Annotated in this window: 13 protein-coding genes; 8 read left to right on the plus strand and 5 right to left on the minus strand. The window is 73.3% G+C overall.

The genetic code is table 11. From position 1 onward, the window contains the following. Positions 1-19: 19 nt before the first annotated feature. The 3 genes from paaD (at position 20) to ACIBNE_RS13720 (ending at position 2,915) form a co-directional block, all read left to right on the plus strand. Positions 20-520 carry a 1,2-phenylacetyl-CoA epoxidase subunit PaaD gene (gene paaD, locus ACIBNE_RS13710; RefSeq protein WP_399271666.1) on the plus strand — a complete coding sequence of 167 codons (501 nt, stop codon included), beginning with the start codon at positions 20-22 and terminating at the stop codon, positions 518-520. Further along, entirely contained in the window at positions 521-1,582 is a 1,062-nt protein-coding gene (locus ACIBNE_RS13715) for a 2Fe-2S iron-sulfur cluster-binding protein (RefSeq protein ID WP_399271585.1), read from the plus strand. It abuts the gene before it with no gap. Between the two features lie 142 nt (positions 1,583-1,724). Further along, a complete protein-coding gene (locus ACIBNE_RS13720; protein WP_399271584.1) occupies positions 1,725-2,915 on the plus strand; it encodes an acyl-CoA dehydrogenase family protein in 1,191 nt (396 codons plus the stop codon). A 62-nt stretch (positions 2,916-2,977) separates the two neighbouring features. Here the strand turns inward: ACIBNE_RS13720 and ACIBNE_RS13725 are convergent, their stop codons facing one another. From ACIBNE_RS13725 to ACIBNE_RS13745, 5 genes are all read right to left on the minus strand, one after another. Beyond that, positions 2,978-3,322: a rhodanese-like domain-containing protein gene (locus tag ACIBNE_RS13725; RefSeq protein WP_399271583.1), complete on the minus strand. Its 345-nt coding sequence runs from the start codon at positions 3,320-3,322 to the stop codon at positions 2,978-2,980. Between the two features lie 46 nt (positions 3,323-3,368). After that, positions 3,369-4,223, minus strand: coding sequence for a J domain-containing protein (locus ACIBNE_RS13730; protein WP_399271582.1), 855 nt, complete (start codon positions 4,221-4,223; stop codon positions 3,369-3,371). A gap of 232 nt (positions 4,224-4,455) precedes the next feature. Further along, a complete protein-coding gene (locus ACIBNE_RS13735) occupies positions 4,456-5,889 on the minus strand; it encodes a DUF2252 domain-containing protein (protein WP_399271581.1) in 1,434 nt (477 codons plus the stop codon). 264 nt (positions 5,890-6,153) lie between these two features. Further along, entirely contained in the window at positions 6,154-6,849 is a 696-nt protein-coding gene (locus ACIBNE_RS13740) for a response regulator (RefSeq protein ID WP_399271580.1), read from the minus strand. A gap of 75 nt (positions 6,850-6,924) precedes the next feature. Next, complete coding sequence (locus ACIBNE_RS13745; RefSeq protein WP_399271579.1) at positions 6,925-8,637, minus strand: sensor histidine kinase; 1,713 nt, start codon at positions 8,635-8,637, stop codon at positions 6,925-6,927. Between the two features lie 465 nt (positions 8,638-9,102). On the opposite strand from ACIBNE_RS13745, the gene ACIBNE_RS13750 reads away from it, so the two are divergent. The 5 genes from ACIBNE_RS13750 to ACIBNE_RS13770 all read left to right on the plus strand — a co-directional run bounded on the left by ACIBNE_RS13750 (position 9,103) and on the right by ACIBNE_RS13770 (position 18,211). Further along, complete coding sequence (locus ACIBNE_RS13750) at positions 9,103-10,083, plus strand: TauD/TfdA family dioxygenase (protein WP_399271578.1); 981 nt, start codon at positions 9,103-9,105, stop codon at positions 10,081-10,083. Positions 10,084-10,185: 102 nt separating this feature from the next. Further along, on the plus strand, positions 10,186-11,079 hold the full coding sequence (locus ACIBNE_RS13755; protein WP_399271577.1) for a dihydrodipicolinate synthase family protein: 894 nt from the start codon (positions 10,186-10,188) through the stop codon (positions 11,077-11,079). A 4-nt stretch (positions 11,080-11,083) separates the two neighbouring features. After that, a complete protein-coding gene (locus ACIBNE_RS13760) occupies positions 11,084-11,788 on the plus strand; it encodes an HAD family hydrolase (RefSeq protein WP_399271576.1) in 705 nt (234 codons plus the stop codon). Next, positions 11,785-14,997 carry an amino acid adenylation domain-containing protein gene (locus ACIBNE_RS13765; RefSeq protein WP_399271575.1) on the plus strand — a complete coding sequence of 1,071 codons (3,213 nt, stop codon included), beginning with the start codon at positions 11,785-11,787 and terminating at the stop codon, positions 14,995-14,997. Before ACIBNE_RS13760 ends, ACIBNE_RS13765 begins: the two co-directional genes overlap by 4 nt. After that, a complete protein-coding gene (locus ACIBNE_RS13770) occupies positions 14,990-18,211 on the plus strand; it encodes an amino acid adenylation domain-containing protein (protein WP_399271574.1) in 3,222 nt (1,073 codons plus the stop codon). The genes ACIBNE_RS13765 and ACIBNE_RS13770 overlap by 8 nt, the downstream gene beginning before the upstream one ends. Positions 18,212-18,213 lie beyond the last annotated feature (2 nt).

The following is an 18,213-nucleotide window of genomic DNA, read 5'->3' on the forward strand; positions in this document are numbered from 1 at the left end:
CGCGTCGCGGGACACGGCCCTGGAGGCATCGCGGGACACGGCTCTGGAGGCCGAGCTGCGGGCGCTCGCCGGGTCCGTGCCCGACCCCGAACTGCCGGTGCTGACCCTGGCGGAGCTGGGCGTGCTGCGCGGCGTGGAGGTGCACGGCCCCGGCCGGGTCACCGTCCGGCTCACCCCCACGTACACCGGCTGCCCCGCCGTCGAGGCGATGTCCTCGGACATCGAGCGGCTGCTGCACGAGCACGGCGTGGCGGAGGTCTCCGTCGTCAAGGTGCTCTCCCCCGCCTGGTCGACGGACGACATCAGCGCCGACGGGCGGCGCAAGCTCGCCGAGTTCGGCATAGCGCCGCCGCGCGCGCACGCCGCGGACGGGCCCGTGCCGCTCACGCTCTCGGTGCGCTGCCCGCACTGCGGGTCGACCGACACCGAGCTGCTGAGCCGCTTCTCCTCGACGGCCTGCAAGGCACTGCGCCGCTGCGTGTCGTGCCGCGAGCCCTTCGACCACTTCAAGGAGTTGTAGATGTTCCATCCGCTCCGGGTGAGCGAGGTCGAGCGGCTCACCGACGACTCGGTCGCCGTCACCTTCGCCGTGCCGCCCGAGCTGCACGAGACCTTCCGCCACACGCCGGGGCAGCACGTGGCGCTGCGCCGCTTCGTGGCCGGCGAGGAGATCAGGCGCACGTACTCGATCTGCGCGCCCGCCGTCGCCGCGCCCGCCGCGCCCGTGCTGCGGGTGGGCATCCGGCTGGTGGAGGACGGCGCGTTCTCCACGTACGCGCTCAAGGAGCTGGCGGTCGGGGACGCGGTGGACGTGATGCCGCCGACGGGCCGGTTCGTGCTGGAGCCGCGCGCGGGGCACTTCGCGGCGGTCGTCGGCGGCAGCGGGATCACTCCGGTGCTGTCGATGGCGGCGACGCTGCTGGCGCGGGCGCCCGAGGCCCGGTTCTGCCTGATCAGGGGCGACCGCACGGTGGCCTCGACGATGTTCCTCGACGAGGTCGCCGACCTGAAGGACCGCTACCCGGACCGGTTCCAGCTGGTCACGGCGCTCTCCCGGGAGGAGCAGCAGTCCGGTCTCGACTCCGGACGGCTGGACCGGGAGCGGCTCGCGGGGCTGCTGCCCGCGCTGCTGCCGGTGGCGGACGTGGACGGCTGGTTCCTGTGCGGACCGCTCGGGCTCGTACAGGGCGCGGAGGCGGCGCTGAAGGAGCTGGGCGTCGGGCGCGGCCGGGTCCACCAGGAGATCTTCCACGTGGAGGACGGCACGGCGGCGGTGTCCGACCGTCAGGCCGCGGCCGTCCCCGCGGGCGCCGTACTGACCGCGACGCTCGACGGCCGCTCGGGCAACTGGCCGGTCCAGGAGGGCGAGTCGCTGCTGGAGACGGTGCTCAGGGCACGCTCCGACGCCCCGTACGCCTGCAAGGGCGGCGTGTGCGGCACGTGCCGGGCGTTCGTGGTCTCGGGCGAGGTGCGGATGGACCGCAACTTCGCGCTGGAGCCCGAGGAGACCGACGCCGGATACGTCCTGGCCTGCCAGTCCCGTCCGGCGACCCCGGAGGTGGAACTCGACTTCGACCGCTGACCGCGCGGGTCGACCGTACGGGGGTCCGTGCTGGAGTCCGTGCTGGGGGGGCCGCGCGGGGTGCGCCGGCCTTCCCATCCCGTAGAACGTGTTCTATCTTGACGCCCCGTCAGGTCGAATGCGCGCGTGGGAGGACAGGCCCGTGGACTTCACCTTCACCGAGGAGCAGCAGGCGGCCGTGGAAGCGGCCAGGGCCGTCTTCTCGGGCGTCGCCCCGGACGGCGTGCCGAGCCCCGCGCTGACGTCGGGCGCGGTGGCCGACGACTTCGACAGGACGCTGTGGGCCGCGCTCGCGGGCAGCGACCTGCTGGGCCTGGTCCTCGCGCCCGAGCACGGCGGATCGGGGCTCGACGCGATCGCGCTCTGCCTGGTGCTGCGCGAGTCCGCGAAGGTACTGGCGCGGGTGCCGCTGCTGGAGACCTCGGCCGTGGCCCTGACCGTCCAGCGCCACGGCTCCCCGGAGCTGGCGGCCCGGATCCTGCCCGCCGTGGGCCGCGGCGAGCTGGTCCTCACCGCCGCCGCCAACGGCCGCACGGGCCACGACCCCGCCGAACTGGCCGTCACCGCACACCGCACCGACGGCGACGTGCACGGGGACGGCACCGGCGGCACCGGCAGCAGTGGCGACCGGCGCGGCGGCTGGGTGCTCGACGGCGTCGTGACGGGCGTGCCCTGGGCACGGAGCGCGGACCTCGTCGCCGTACCCGCCCACACCTCCGAAGGCCGGACCGTCCTCGCGCTGGTCCCCCGGACGGCGGGCGGCGTCACGCTCGCCGACCAGTTCTCCACGAGCGGCGAGCTCCAGGCAGAGGTGACCCTGGACTCCGTACGCGTCGACGGCGGCGCCGTCATCGACGCCGACGGCGCCTGGGAGCGGCTGCGCCTGCTGCTCACCACCGGCACCTGCGCGCTCGCGCTCGGCCTGGGCGAGGCGGTCCTCGCGATGACCGCCCAGTACACCGGAAAGCGCGAACAGTTCGGCTTCCCGCTCGCCACCTTCCAGGCGGTCGCCGTGCAGGCCGCCGACCGCTACATCGACCTGCGCGCCATGGAGGTCACCCTCTGGCAGGCCGCCTGGCGCATCGCCACGGACGCGGGCGGCGCGCTGCCCGTCGCCGGGGACGTCGCGGTGGCGAAGGTCTGGGCGTCGGACGGGGTGCGCCGGGTCGTCCAGACGGCACAGCACCTGCACGGCGGCTTCGGCGCGGACACCGACTACCCGCTGCACCGCTTCCACGCCTGGGCCAAGCAGCTGGAGCTGTCCCTCGGCCCGGCCGCCGCCCACGAGGAGGCCCTGGGCGACCTCCTGGCCACCCACCCCCTGGGCGGCTGACCCGAAGGGCCGCAGGCCCCGGGGGGCCGGGGGGGGGACGAGGGGCGGGGCGGGGGCGGGGACTAGAGGACGAACGCCGGGTTGCCGCTCTCGCTCACCATCGGGCGCCCAGCGCCGTCCCAGGCCAGCATCCCGCCGTCGATGTTCACCGCGTCGATGCCCTGCTGCACCAGGTACTGCGTGACCTGCGCGGACCGCCCGCCGACCCGGCACATCACGTACGCCGTGCGGCCGTCGGCCACCGCGTCGGTCACCTCGCCGAAGCGGGCCACGAAGTCGCTCATCGGGACGTGCAGCGCGCCCTCGACGTGCCCCGCCGCCCACTCGTCGTTCTCCCGCACGTCCAGCACCAGCCCGTCGGCCGGCACCGCCGCGATGTCCACCGAGGGCAGCGGGGCGAAGTTCATGGGTCAGCCTTCTCTCGTACGCACGCGGCAAAAGTCCCCGGAAACGCTACTGCACGAGCCCCGCGAGCTCCGCCTCGCGTTGTGCGACCTGGGCGAGCAGCTGCTCGGCGATCTCGTCGAGCAGCCGGTCGGGGTCGTCGGGCGCCATCCGCAGCATCGCGCCGATCGCGCCCTCCTCCAGCTCCTTGGCGAGCAGGGTCAGCAGTTCCTTGCGGGCCGCGAGCCACTCCAGCCGGGCGTAGAGCTCCTCGCTCTCGCTCAGCCGCTGCGGCTCGGGCACGGGCCCGGCCGCCCACTCGTCGGACAGTTCCTGGAGCAGCGCGACGTCCCCGCGCCCGTAGGCGGCGTTCACCCGGGAGATGAACTCGTCGCGCCGCGCCCGCTCCCGCTCGTCCTGGGCCAGGTCCGGGTGGGCCTTGCGCGCCAGGTCGCGGTAGAGCTTGCGGGCCTCCTCGCTGGGCCGCACCCGCTTCGGCGGACGCACGGGCTGCTCGGTCAGCATCGCCGACGCCTCGGGCGAGAGCCCGTCGGAGTCCATCCAGCCGTGGAACAGCTCCTCGACCTCCGGCATCGGCAGTACGGCGGCCCGCGCCTCCCGCGCCTTGCGCAGGTCGTCGGGGTCGCCGGAGAGCGCGGCCCGCGCCTCGGCGATCTCGGCGTCCAGCTCGTCGAGGCGGGTGTACATCGGGCCGAGCTTCTGGTGGTGCAGCCGGGAGAAGTTCTCCACCTCCACCCGGAACGTCTCCACCGCGATCTCGAACTCGATCAACGCCTGCTCGGCGACCCGCACGGCCTTCTCCAGCCGCGCCTCGGGCCGCTGCTCGTCCTGTGCGGCCCCGGGCGGCCCCGAAGGCTCGTCGTGCGGGGTGGTCGGCCCTTGAGGGGCGGCATCCTGGCTCACCCGCCCAGCCTACGGGCGCCCGCGCCCGCTCCCACGCCTCGGGGGGCCTCCCTCCCCCTCCCCCCCCCGCCCTCCCTCCCCGCCTCCGTTCGCACGCACGCGCAACCTTCAACGCACGGCCTCAAGCTCACGGCCCCAACACGCCGCCCCAGCCCGCGCCCCCCACACGCGCCCCAACACGCGCCACAGCCCGCGGGCGCGCGAGTGCGTGGCTACACCCCCGGTTCCGCCGTTACACCCCCGGTTCCGCCGCTATCCGGCCGTCCTTGACCGCCTTCACCAGTTCCGCGTGGTCCGCCTCGGTCTGGTCCGCGTACGCCACCGCGAAGGCCGCCACCGCTTCGTCCAGCTCCTCGCTCTTGCCGCAGTACCCGCCGATCAGCCGGGGGTCGGCGCTGTGCGCATGGGCCCGCGCCAGCAGCGCGCCCGTCATCCGCCCGTAGTCGTCCAGCTGGTCCGCGGCGAGCGCCGCCGGGTCCACGCTGCCCTTGCGGTTCCTGAACTGCCTGACCTGGTAGGGCCTGCCGTCGACGGTCGTCCAGCCGAGCAGGTTGTCGCTCACCACCTGCATCCGCTTCTGTCCGAACACCACCCGGCGCCCCTCGTGCTCCACCTCGGGCGTCTCGAAGTCCACGGCCGCCAGGTAGGGGAGCAGCGCCGAGGGACGCGCCTCCTTCACCTGGAGCACCAGCGGCTCGCCCCGGTGGTCGAGCAGCAGCACCACGTACGACCGCGTGCCCACGCTCCCCGTGCCGACCACCCGGAACGCCACGTCGTGTATCTCGTACCGCGCGAGCAGCGGGTGCCGGTCCTCGGGCAGCGTCTCCAGGTACGCGCCCAGCGACGCGGCGACCGCCGCCGCCTCGCCGTCGGGCACCCGGCGCAGCACGGGCGGCGCGTCCACGAAGCGCCGCCTGCCGTCCCCCGACCGCTCCGTGGCCTTGGCTGCGAACCGCGCGCTGGTGTTGCCGCGCGCCTTCTCCGCGACCCGCTCCAGAGTGCCGAGCAGGTCGCGCGCGTCCGTGTGCGAGACCAGCTCCTCGTCCGCGATGGCGTTCCAGGCGTCCAGCACGGGCATCTTGGCCAGCAGCCGCATGGTCCGCCGGTACGCCCCCACCGCGTCGAAGGCCGCGGCCCTGCAGACGTCCTCGTCCGCGCCCGCCTGCCGTCCGGCGAGGACCAGCGAGGCGGCGAGCCGCTTCACGTCCCACTCCCAGGGCCCGATCACGGTCTCGTCGAAGTCGTTCAGGTCGATGACGAGGCCGCCGCGCGCGTCGCCGTACAGCCCGAAGTTGGCCGCGTGGGCGTCGCCGCAGATCTGCGCGCGTATGTCCGTGACCGGCGTCCCCACCAGGTCGTGGGCCATCAGGCCGGCCGCGCCGCGCAGGAAGGCGAAGGGCGTCGCGGCCATCCGGCCCACCCGTATCGGCGCCAGCTCGGGCACCCGGCCCCTGCTCGACTCCTCCACCGCGCGCACCGCGTCCGGCCGGTCGACCGCGAGCACCAGCGAGTCGTGCGACAACCGCGGCACCCGGTCGCGCAGCGCCTTGCCGACGGCCTTCGGCGAGCCGTCGCCGCCGCTCCGCATGAAGCCCGGCACCACGGGGACGCGCCGGTCCCCCGCCGTCGCCCGCTGCGCCGGCACCATCACGTCGGTCTCGGCCATGACAGCCGCCTCCCCCAGTGTTCGTAGGGCTCGAACAACATCAACCGGCAATGACGTTACCGCCGGGCTCCGGCGGACGTCTTCCCCCTGTGGACAAGCTCCGACCTGTGGAAAAGCCCGTCACCCACAGGAGCACCACGGGGCCTCCGGAGCCGCCTCACGCCCCCGCCCGGCACCCTCGCCCCAGAGCCCCCGCTCCAGAGCCCCGCGCCCAGAGCCCCCGCTAGAGCCCCACGCCCGGAGCCCCCCGCCCGGAGTCCCCGCCTAGAGCCCCGCGTCCCGCGCCAGCAGCGCCGCCTGCACCCGGTTGTCGCACCCCAGCTTCGCCAGGATCCTGCTGACGTACGTCTTCACGGTGGCCTCGCTCATGTGCAGCCGCCTGCCCGCTTCGGCGTTGGACAGCCCCTCCCCGAGCAGCGCCAGCACCTCGCGCTCCCGTCCGCTGAGCGCCGCCACCCGGGACCGCGCCTCGTCGTTGCGCACGGCCGACCGCCCCGACGAGAGCTGGTCCACCACGTGCCGGGTCGCCCCCGGCGAGAGGTACGCGTCCCCGGCCGCCGCCGCCCGCACGGCCCGGATCAGCTCGGCGGGCGCGGTGTCCTTGAGCAGGAACCCCGCGCTCCCGTGCTCCAGCGCCCGCAGGACGTTCTCCCGCTCGCCGAAGGTGGTGAGGACGATCACCCGGGTCGCGGGGGCCGACCTGCGCAGCTCGGCCAGCGCCGTGAGCCCGTCCATCACCGGCATCTGGATGTCGAGCAGCATCACGTCCGCCGCGTGGGCCCGCGCCAGCTCGACGGCCTCGCGCCCGTGGGACGCCTCGCCCACCACCTCGATGCCCGGGTCGGACGTGAGGATCATCCGGATCCCCGCCCTGATCAGCGGCTCGTCGTCGGCGATGACCACCCTGATGAGCGGCCCCGCGGGACCCCCGGCCCCGGGCCCCGCGCCCGTCACGCCCACTGCCGCCTCACTCCCGTACGCCCTTCTCCACTACCGGCTCCACGGCCGACTCCACCACCGGGCCCACTGCCGGGCCTACCGCCGGACCTCGTAGGACTTCTTCTCGATCAGCTTGCCGTCCTTGAAGCAGAATCTGAACACGGGCTCGCTGTTGATGTCCTCCCCCAGCTCCGACGACATCAGCACCAGGCACTCGGCCCCCTCCGGCGTCTTCGGTCCCTTCCCGTCGAGCCCCGACGTCATCACGGTGTCGCCGCTGGGCAGCATGTCCCGCACCTTCTGCTCGCTCGTGCCGACCTTCACCCGGTGGTACTGCTCCGGTTCGATCATCCCCTTGTCCAGCGACCCCACCAGGAAGTAGATGCCCACGCCCACCGCGAGCAGCAGGGCCACGACCACCCCGACCGCGATCCCGCACCCCACCGCGAACCCACTGCGCTTGCCCCTGCTCACTGCCAGCTCCCGTTCCGAAATGGCCCAGCCCTTGAACCGGCCACCCTTCCCGGGCCCCGCCGCCCCCGACTGCTGCCGGAAGTCGTCGGCCGCGTCGACGAACGGCGCGCCCTCCACGGCGTCGCCGCCGTAGTCGCCGCCGTACGGGAGCACGCCCGCCACCCGGAAGCCGCCCTCCGCGGTCGGCCCCGCGTGCACCATGCCGCCCACCAGCCGGGCGCGCTCGTGCAGCCCGGCCAGCCCCTGGCCGCCGCTCACCACGTCGTCCGCGGGCCGCGCGCCGGGGCCGTTGACGATCTCCACGACGAACGAGTCCGGTTCGAAGCGCAGCTCCACCGCGATCGCCGCGTCGGGCGCGTGCTTGTAGGCGTTGGTCAGCGCCTCCTGGACGATCCGGTACGCCGCGTGGTCGGCCGCGGGGGCGAGCGGGCGCGCCTCGGCCGGGCAGCGCAGCTCCACCGCCGTGCCCGCGGCCGCCGCCGAGTCCACCAGTCCCTGGATCCCGGCGATGCCGCGCGCCGCGCGCCCCGTCTCGTCCACGGCCTGCTCGGGGGCCTCCACCCCGTCCCTGAGGATGCCGACGACTTCGCGCAGCTCGTGCATGGCGGTCACCGACGCCTCCCGCAGCACCCCGGTCACCTCCCGCTGGCGCTCGGTCAGGTCGGGGTCGACCTCCAGCGCCCCGGTGTGCACGGAGATCAGCGCCAGCCGGTGTCCCAGGCTGTCGTGCATGTCCTGGGCGATGCGCTGCCGCTCCCGCAGCCTGGCCTGGCCGACCACCATCGCGCGCTCGCGCAGCAGCTGCGCGTTGTACTCCTGGAGCGCGTGCACCAGCGACCGCCGCTGCGCGAGGTAGCGGCCGACGAGTCCGGGCAGCGCCACGGTGACGAGGAAGGTGAGGGTGGGCAGCAGCGCCAGGGAGATCGACTGCACCCACGGCCAGCTGTCCCAGACCGTGAAGGCGAAGTAGAGCGCGAACGAGGCGCTGAAGGCGCCCAGCGCCCTGCCCGCCCCCTCGATCCTGCGCCCGGCCGACCAGCCCACCAGCACCAGCAGCGGGCTGAACCCGACGACGACCCCGCCGGGCGCCCCCACGAGCAGCAGTACGGAGACGGGGAACCTGCGCCGCAGCAGCGACAGCACCACGACGGCCGCGCCGATCAGCGCGGGCGGCGCCGACCGGCCCACCAGGTCCTCGGCGCCCAGGGCGAACAGCAGCAGCAGCGCCGCCAGCACCGCCTCGCCCGCGATGCGGCGCCTCGACCACATCTCCGGCGGGGCCAGCCACCGCCGGCCGTCCCGCATCCGGCCCTTCAGTCCCGCTACCGCTTCCACGCCCGGCACCCTAGGCGGCCGGCCCGGACCCCGGCCGTCCTCTTTCGTAGCGCGCCGCCACGACGAAGGTCGCCCCGCCGTACCGGACGGGCGGCCCCCCATTTCCGGGTCCACCAACCGCCAATTCGGATCTCATAACCAACTGCCGTACAATTAAACCGAGTTGAACCAGCCAGTAGGAAGCCCCGGCCCGGCCAATCAGAAGCAGGCCGACTTCACCGCGGTCAACCCCCGCCGCCGTGCGTAGCGCAAGGGACCGGCAGGTGTCCGGAATGCGGGGCACCATCCCTCACCAAAAACGGATTTATCACCTATGAATACCCCGGAATCATTGATTCCGGGGCCCGTTTTTTTATCAATAAAAAACCTCTCAAACGAGGGATGCTGGGATAGCATGATCATCTCAGGGGTTGGGACAACGTGTTCCAACTAGGGGAAGATGGTGTAGACGTGACCTTGTCCACCTTGAGCCGTTTCGATCTGACCACTGCTGAGCTCAATCAGGTCGAGGAGCTAGTAGGACGCCTGTGCGGCGAATTCAGTGAGGCCAGCGGCGTCGAATTCGTCCGACGCGCCGCGGAACTCTCCGTGCACCTTCCGGAGCGGCTGGTCGGCTTCCTGGAGCGGTACCGGCGCGAGAGCCTGACCGCCGCGGTCGTCGTGTCCGGATTCCCGGTGAGCGACGACGCGATCGGCACGACGCCGGGACACTGGCGCGAGCGCTCCCTGGCCACGCCGCGGGAAGACGCGTACCTCACCCTGCTGACCTCGCGGCTCGGCGACCTGTTCTGCTGGAAGTCGCTCCAGGACGGACGCCTGCTCAACGACGTCGTGCCGATCGCGGGCGACGAGAGCAGCCAGACCGGCCACGGCAGCAAGGTCGAGTTCGACGTGCACTGCGAGGACGGCTTCAACGACTTCCGGTGCGACTTCGTCGGCCTCATGTGCTTCCGCAACCGCGAACACATCGCCACGACGGTCTCGCTCATGGACGACATCCGGCTGAGCGAGGAGGACGAGAAGGTCCTGCGCGAGGCGCGGTTCGTCCTCTCGCCCGACTCCGAGACCGTCAGGAACGCCGCCAGCCTCGGCCAGACGGGCCCCAAGCTCGTGCCCCTGCTGAACGGCGACGCCGAAGAGCCCTACGTGCGCATCGACTGCCGCGAGTACATGAAGGCCGTCGACGGCGACGCCGAGGCGGACCGGGCGCTGACGAACCTGCTCGAAGAGTTCCGCCGCGTACAGCAGTCGATCGACCTGAACCAGGGCGACGTCTGCCTGATCGACAATTACCGCTCCGTGCACGGCCGCCAGCCCTTCCGTCCGAAGTACGACGGATACGACCGCTGGTACCGCAAGGCACTGGTGACCCGTGACCTGCGGAAGTCCCGCACACTCCGCGAATCGGCTTCCGGATACGTAATCGACATGACGAAGTACGTATAGCGTCACCGCTCTCTCAATTACGCCGCAAATGAACCAGCGGCGCGCATTGCGCTGGGCAAAACCCAGCGCAATGCAGCACGTACGTCTCGAACAGGAGAAATCATGACTGAACTTCGTACCGGCGGAACTCACGTACTTCTCGTGACGCCTTTCCTGCCCGATCACGAGCGCGACCGCGAATCGCTTTCCTCCCTGATCGAGCACGTCCTGGACGCGGGCGCCGACGGCGTCATCGCACTGGGGACGACCGGCGAATTCTTCACGATGACGGCGGCCGAGCGCGCGGACACCGTCGACGAGGTCGTCGAGCTGGTGCGCGGCCGGGTGGCGGTCACCGTCGGCGTCGGGTCCGACAGCACGGCCGAGGCCGTGAAGCTCGCCCGGCACGCGCAGACCGCGGGCGCCGACTGCGTCATGGTCCTGCCGCCGTTCTACTTCGCCAAGTCCGCCGACGCCCAGCTCGCGCACTTCTCCGCGGTCGCCGAGGCCGTCGACATCCCCGTCATGATCTACGACGGGGCCGACGGCATCGAGGTGGACGCCACCACCGTCGCCGCGCTCGCGCAGGAGTTCGACAACGTCAAGTACGTGAAGATGGCGCTGCCCGCACCGCAGCGGGTCGCCGAGCTGCGCCGCCTGGCGCCGCAGGTCACCGTCTTCGCCGGCGACGACGCGACGCTCGTCTCCGCGCTCCGCCTCGGTGCCGCGGGCAGCGCCATCGCCACCGGCAACTTCCTGCCCAAGGAGGTCATCGCGCTGCACGCGGCGGCCAACTCCGGCGACTGGGACAAGGCGTCCGAGGTGTTCGCGGACAGCCTGCTGCACGGCGTCGCCGCCACCGCGAACCCCAAGAACCAGTTCATCGCCCGCATCAAGGCCGTGCTCGCGGCGCAGGGCGTCATCGCCCACGCGACGGTCCGCCCGCCGCTCGCCCAGCTGAAGCCGTACGAGACCGAGGACCTGCTCGCCTCGGTCCGCGCAGCAGGGATCCTGTAGCCGCATGCTGAAGGTGACAACGGAGCCGGTACCGCCGCGCAAGCTGGTGATCTTCGATCTGGACGGCACCCTGATCGATTCGCGGCAGGTCATGACGAGTTCGTTCCGTCTCGCGTACGCACAGACCGTGGGACCGGGCGAGGCGCCGGTGGAGGAGTTCCTCAAGCGGCTGGGCCAGCCGTTCCCCACCATCCTCGAAGAACTCGGGCTGCCCGGCGAGATGTACGAGGTCTTCCGCGCCCTCTCCTCCGCCCGGGTGGCCGACGTGGTGACGATCCCCAAGGCGATCGAGGTGTGCCGCCAACTGCGGGCGATGGGCGTCGACTCGGCGCTGATCACCGGCAAGGACCGGCGCCGTACCGAGGAGATCCTGGCTCACCTTTCGATCGGCGAACTGTTCTCGGGACTCGTCGCGGGCGACGACGACCTGCCGGGCAAGCCCGCGCCCGACGGCGTCGTCGCCCTGTGCGAGCTCCACGGACTGGACCCGGCCGACTCCGTCGTCGTGGGCGACTCGTGGGTCGACATCGCGTCGGGCGCGGCCGCCGGAGCCCGCACCGTGGCCGTCGGCTGGGGGATGGGGACCAAGGTGGAACTGCACGAGGCCGAACCCGACGCGTACATCGAGCACCCCTCGGAACTCTTCGGGTGCCTGTACGACCTGCTGGCGCGGCGCGACGTGTCCATCACGAACGAGTACGCGTCGTGACGCCCCCGCCCCCCTCCGGCGAGCAGCCGGCGGACACCGTTGACGCGCTCCCCCTGACGCCGCTCCAGCACGGCGTCCTGTTCGACACCGCCTACGACCGCGAGGCCGGTCTGGGCGTCGTCCAGCACGTGTTCCGGGTCGAGGGCAAGCTCGACCTCGACGCGCTCGAAACCGCCTGGCGGACCCTGTTCGACGAACACGCCGTCCTGCGCGGCGCGTTCGTCTGGGACGGGTCGGGGCGGCCCCACCGGACCGTCGCGTCCACCGCGCCGGACGTCAGCCCGGTGCGGTACGACTGGTCAAGGGCCGAAGAGGCGGACGTCGAGGCGGAGTTGGAGCGCACCCTCCAGCACCACCGGGAGGCCGGCTCGGCCCTGGACACCGCCGCGGCGGCGCACCTCTCCGTCGCCCGGCTCGACGACACCGCCCACCTGCTGATCTGGTCCTCGTCGCAGGCGCACCTCGACGGCCGCGGCCGCCGCACGCTGACCCAGCGGCTGCTCGCGCTCTACGCGGGCCTGGTGTCCGGCGCCCCCGAGGCCGGGGCGCCGCTCGTGGCGGAGCCCGTACCGTCCGAGCCGCACGCGGACGCGGAGCTGTCCGACGACGAGTTCTGGCGCGGACGGCTGGCCGACACGGACGAGACGAATCCGTTCCCGGCGGTCACCTCCGGCTCTTCCGACGCCAGCGGCTCCAGCGGCATCGCCGAGTACAGTGTCCCGCTGGACGAGGCCGAGACGTCCGCGTGGGAGGAGCTCGGCCGAACGCACGGCAGGCACAGCGCCGTTCACGCGGTGTGGGCCTTCGTGCTGAGCCGCTACACCCGCAGCCGTACCGTCCTGTTCGGCTCCACCCGCGCGAACGGCGCGGTCGAAGCCGTCGGAGCGGGCACCGCGCTGGCCACCCTCCCCGCGCTGCTCCGGGTCGAACCGGACGAGACCGTCCTCGACCTGGTGACCAGGGCCGCCGAGCACCTGCGGGCCGCCGGCCCGCACGGCACGGCCTCCCTCTCCACGCTCCAGACGCTCGCCGGACGCCCCGGCGTCCCGCTCTTCGACACCGTCGTGGTGTGCGAGAGCGGACCCGTCGCCCACGCGCGCACCGGCGGCGTCGAGGTCTCGCTGCACCGCACCTCGCGGCGCGTCGGCTTCCCCGTCGTGCTCAGCGTCGACGACGACTCCGCCGCGGCCCTCCACCTGGAGTACGACCGCGGCAGGCTCGACGACGAGGCGGCCGCCGACCTCCTCACCGCCTTCCGCACGGTGCTGCGCGCGTTCGCCCGTGACCTGACGGCGCCGCTGCACTCCATCGGCCTGCTGGAACCGGCCGCGGCCGCACGGCTCGTCGAGAGCACCAACCCGCCGCCCGTCGCGCCGAGCGGATCGACCGTGGTGGCGACGTTCCTGGAACAGGCGGCGCTCCGGCCCGAGCACACGGCGATCGTGTGCGGCGACCAGCGGATCGGCTACGCCGACCTCGCCGGGCGGGTCGAAGCCCTCGCACGGAGGCTGCGCGCGGCCGGGGTCGGCCCCGAGACCGTCGTCGGCGTCTTCCTCGAACGCGGCCCCCGGCTCATCGTCGGCCTGCTGGCCGTCCTGCGCGCGGGCGGGGCGTTCCTGCCCCTGGACCCGGTGCTCCCCGACCGCCGCATCGCCTTCGCCCTGCGCGACTCCGGCGCCCGGGTCCTGCTCACCGAGGACCGGCTCGCCGCCCGCGGCACCGCACTGCTGCCCCCGAGGCGCGCCACCCAGGTGGTCGACGCCGCCGAGGACGGCGGCACGAGCAACACGAGCGGCAGCGGCGGTACGGTCGGCCGGGAACCGGAGGCCGGATTCCCGCTGCCCGGCACGGCAGACCTGGCGTACGTGACGTACACCTCGGGCTCCACCGGGGTGCCCAAGGGCGTCGCGATCGACCACCGTTCGCTGGCGACCAACACCCGCAGCGTCGCGCGGTCCTACGAGTTCGGACCCGCCGACGTCGCCGTCCAGTTCTCCTCGGTCAACTTCGACGCGGCGCTGGAGCAGATGCTGCTGCCGCTGACGACCGGCGCGACCCTGCTGCTGCGCGGCCCCGACCTGTGGGACCCGGTGGAACTGCTCGGCATCCTGCGGGCCGAGGGCGCCACCGTCCTGGAACTCACCCCGCAGTACGGCTACGAACTCGCCCTGGCGCTCTCCCGCGAGCCCGCGCTCGCGCCGAGCGCGCTGCGGCTGCTGATCCTCGGCGGCGAGGCCGTCGCCACCGCCGAACTCGCGCGCTGGCGGCAACTCGCGCCCGGCGTGCGCCTGGTGGTCGGCTACGGCCCCACCGAAGTGACGATCACGACCAGCGGCTGGACCTACGACCCCGCGCAGTGGTCGGGGGACGTGGCGCCGCTCGGCCGCCTGCTCGCCCACCTGCGCGCGTACGTGGTGGACCAGGACCTGCATCCCGTTCCGCACCGCGTGCCCGGCGAGATCTGCCTCGGCGGCGTCGGCGTCGCCCGCGGCTACGCCGGTCAACCGGCCACGACCGCCGCGAGCTTCGTACCCGACCCGTTCGTTGAATCGGCGGGCGCCCGCCTGTACCGCAGCGGCGACATCGGCGCGTGGGGCCCCGAGGACAACCTCGTCTTCATGGGCCGCTCCGACGAGCAGGTCAAGATCCGCGGCACCCGCGTCGAACCGGGCGAGACCGCCGCCGCGCTGCGCAGGCGCGCCGACGTCGCAGCGGCCGCCGTGGTGGTCGTACCGGGCAAGGACGCGCGCGAGTCGGCGCGGCTGATCGGCTACGTCACGCCCGCCGATCCGGCGGCGCCGCCCGAGCCGGACGAGCTGCGGACCGCGCTCGCGGCCGAGATGCCCGCGGCCGCCGTCCCCTCGAACATCGTCGTGCTGGCGGCGCTGCCGCTGACGGCCAACGGGAAGCTGGACCGGGCCGCGCTGCCGCAGCCCACGCAGGCCCGGCCCGCGACGGCCGCCGCTCCCGCCCGGTCGGAGCTGGAGCGCGTCCTGCGCGAGGTGTGGTCGGCCGTGCTCGGCGTGCCCGAGGTCGGTGCCGACGACGACTTCTTCGCGCTCGGCGGCAACTCGCTGGCGATGCTCCAGGTCTCGGCCCGGGTCAAGCAACTCGCCGGGCACGAGATCCCGTTGCGGCTGTTCTTCCGCAACACCACGGTGTCGTCCCTGGCACGGGTACTGGAGAAGGAGCGAGGTGGCAATGACTGAGTCATTCGCGCCGACCGCCCTGCCGCGCGTCGGGGCGGAGCACGACGACTTCGCCGCGTCGCCCGCGCAGGCCCGGCTGTGGGCGCTTCAGCGGTTCTTCCCCGACATGGCGCTCTACAACTTCTCCCTCGTGCTGCGGTTCGACGAGGCGCTCGACGTGCCCGCGCTCCAGCACGCCGTGGACGCGCTGGTCGAACGGCACGAGTCGCTGCGCACCGTGTTCGTCTCCGCCGACGGGCTGACCCAGCGGGTCCGCCGCGCCGGGGCTGCGGGCACGCGGTGCGAGGTCGAGGTCGTGGACGTGGCCGCGCCCACCGCCGCGGACCCGGGCGCGGACCCGGGCGCGGCGGGTGACGTGCCCCCCGCGGTGCTGGAGGCCGCGGAAGCGGTGTGCCGCAGGCAGTTCGACCTGGAGAACGGGCCGCTCGTGCGCGTGGCGCTGCTGCGCGCGGACGGCCTGGGCCTCCTCGTCGTCGTCGCGCACCACAGCGTCATCGACGGCTGGTCGGGACCCGTCGTGATCCGCGAACTCGCGGCGTCCTACCGCGCGGCGCTGACCGGCGAGCAGACGGGCTTCGACCCGCTCCCCGTACAGCCCGCCGACATCGCGGTGTGGGAGCACGGCAGGCTCGACGCGGCGCGCCGCGCCAGGCTCGTCGCGTTCTGGCGGGAGCACCTCGCGGACCTTCCGGGGCTCGGCCTGGTGACCGACCGGCAGCGGCCCGCCGCTCCGGCGTTCACGTTCACGGACCACACCGTGACCGTGCCCGCGCCAACGGTGCGCGCCCTGCGCGCCCTGTGCCAGGAGCACCACGTCACCACGTACATGGCGGTGCTCGCCGCGACCTCGGTCGTGCTGGGGCGCTGGGCGCGGCAGGACGACGTACCGCTGCTGGCGCAGATCGCGCAGCGTCCGCTGCCGGTGGCCCAGTCGGTCGTCGGCTTCTTCGTCAACGGCGTCGTGGTCCGCACCGCTCTGGACGGGCAGCCCACCTTCCGGGAGCTGCTCGACCGGGTCTGCGACGAGTTCCTCGACGTGTTCGAGCACGCCGACCTGCCCTTCGACGAGGTCGTCCAGGCGCTGAACCCGGACCGGGCGATGAACCGCAACCCGCTGGCGCAGGTCGCGGTGAGCCTGGAACAGGCGGACCGGGCGACCGAGTTCGCCGGGCTGCGGGCCACCCCGGTCGGCATCCGCATGGGCACGTCGGTGGACCTGGACATCGTGTTCGAGGAGGACGGCGACGACGTCCTGCGGGTGGCGGTGTCGGCCGACGCCGAGCTGTTCGACCCCCGGACGGTCGCCGAGCTGACCGCGTCGCTGGCCACCGCGCTGGCCGGGCTGGTGGAACGGCCCGACCTCCCGGTGGGCGACGTCGCGGTCACCGACGTCACGGCCCCGGCCGTGCTCGTCGACAACGAGGTGGGCGGGGACTACCCGTACGCGTCCGTGCAGGCGCTGTTCGAGGAGCAGGTCGCGCGGGCGCCCGAGGCCCCCGCGGTGTACCACCCGGACGGCGTCCTGACCTACGCCGAGCTCAACCGGCGGGTCAACCGGGCGAGCCGGGCGCTGCGCGCCCACGGGGTGTCGCTGGAGACCCCGGTCGGCCTGAGCATGCGGCGCTCCCCCGAGCGCGTCGTGGCGATGCTGGCGGTCCTCAAGGCCGGCGGCTGCTACGTGCCGATGCTGGCGGCCGACCCGGCCGAGCGGCTGCGCATGCTGGTCGCCGACAGCGGCGCCGCGCTGGTGCTCACGGACGAGACGAGCGCCGAGGCGTTCTCCTGGTGCGAACAGACCCTTGCCTGGGAGGAGTTGGCCGAGCGGGCCGGAAAGGAGACGGACGACGGCCCGGCACCGGTGGCCGATGGCGGCAGCCTCGCGCACATCATCTACACGTCCGGCTCGACGGGACGGCCGAACGCCGTCGCGGTCGCCCAGCACTCCCTGGCGCGGCTGGTCCGCAGCGCCCGCTACCACGAGTTCGGCCCCGCCGACGTGTGTCTTCAGCTGTCGCCGCTGACCTTCGACGCCTCCCTCGTCGAGCTGTGGGGTCCGCTCCTCAACGGCGGTGCGATCGCCGTCGTACCGGAGGAGTCCGGCCGCCTCGGCCTGCTGGACCAGCTCCGCGCCGGACTGCGCTCCCACCCGGTCAACATGGTCCAGTTGATATCGCCGCAGCTGGGGCTCGTCGTCGAGAGCGCGCCCGAACTGCTCGGCAGGCTCCGCACCGTCTTCGTCGGCGGCGACGTCCTGCCCCCGGCGACGGCGGTCCGCGCCCGTGGACTCCAGGGCGAAGACGCCGCCCTGCGCCACATGTACGGGCCGACCGAGAGCACGCTGTTCGCCACCTACGAGGACCTCGGCGAGGTGTCCGCACCGCACGGGCGGCTGCCCATCGGCCGCCCGATCGGCAACACCACCGCCTACGTCGTCGACGAGGGCGGCAACCCGGTGCCGCCGTGCGCGCCGGGCGAGCTGCTCCTGGGCGGCGCGGGCCTGGCCCGCGGCTACACCGGGCGGCCCGCGCTCACCGCGAAGCGCTTCGTGCCCGACCCGTTCTCCGGCACGCCCGGCGCCCGGCTGTACCGCACGGGCGACCTCGTGCGACGGCTCCCGGACGGGCGCATCGAGTTCCTCGGCCGCATCGACCACCAGGTGAAGGTGCGCGGCCACCGGATCGAGACCGGCGAGGTGGCCGCGGCCCTGCGCTCGCACCGGCTGGTCGCCGACGCCGTCGTGGTCGTGCGCGAGGACCTGCGCGGCGGGCCCGACCTCGTCGCCTACGTGGTCGCGGGACCGGCCGGCGCCCCCGCGGACGAGGAACTGCGGACGCACCTGCGGCGGATCCTGCCGCAGTACATGGTTCCGGCCGCCTTCGTCGCGCTGCCCGCGCTGCCGCTCACCCGGAACGCCAAGCTCGACCTCGCCGCGCTGCCCGCGGTCGTGCCCGCGGCCGCCGTCGCCGAGCCGCCGCGCACCGAGACCGAACGCGAGGTGGCCGCGGTGTGGCGCGGGCTGCTGGGAGTGACGGAACTGGACAGGACCCGGACGTTCTTCGACTCCGGCGGCAATTCGCTGCTGCTGATCCAGCTGGCCGAAGCGCTCTCCACGAAGTACCCGGAGTGCGGGCTCAAGATCAGCGACTTGTTCGACTACACGACGATCGCCCGTCTCGGCGCGGTGCTCGACGAACGACAAGCAGGGAGGCAGTAGCC

Origin of the sequence: Streptomyces sp. NPDC050504 (assembly GCF_044458065.1) — a bacterium.
Classification (GTDB): Bacteria; Actinomycetota; Actinomycetes; order Streptomycetales; family Streptomycetaceae; genus Streptomyces.

Coding starts and splice junctions, on each gene's coding strand:
- ACIBNE_RS13755 (WP_399271577.1), top strand. CDS start 10,186: ATGACTGAACTTCGTACCGGCGGAACTCACGTACTTCTCGTGACGCCT.
- ACIBNE_RS13770 (WP_399271574.1), top strand. CDS start 14,990: ATGACTGAGTCATTCGCGCCGACCGCCCTGCCGCGCGTCGGGGCGGAG.
- ACIBNE_RS13715 (WP_399271585.1), top strand. CDS start 521: ATGTTCCATCCGCTCCGGGTGAGCGAGGTCGAGCGGCTCACCGACGAC.
- ACIBNE_RS13735 (WP_399271581.1), bottom strand. CDS start 5,889: ATGGCCGAGACCGACGTGATGGTGCCGGCGCAGCGGGCGACGGCGGGG.
- ACIBNE_RS13760 (WP_399271576.1), top strand. CDS start 11,084: ATGCTGAAGGTGACAACGGAGCCGGTACCGCCGCGCAAGCTGGTGATC.
- ACIBNE_RS13725 (WP_399271583.1), bottom strand. CDS start 3,322: ATGAACTTCGCCCCGCTGCCCTCGGTGGACATCGCGGCGGTGCCGGCC.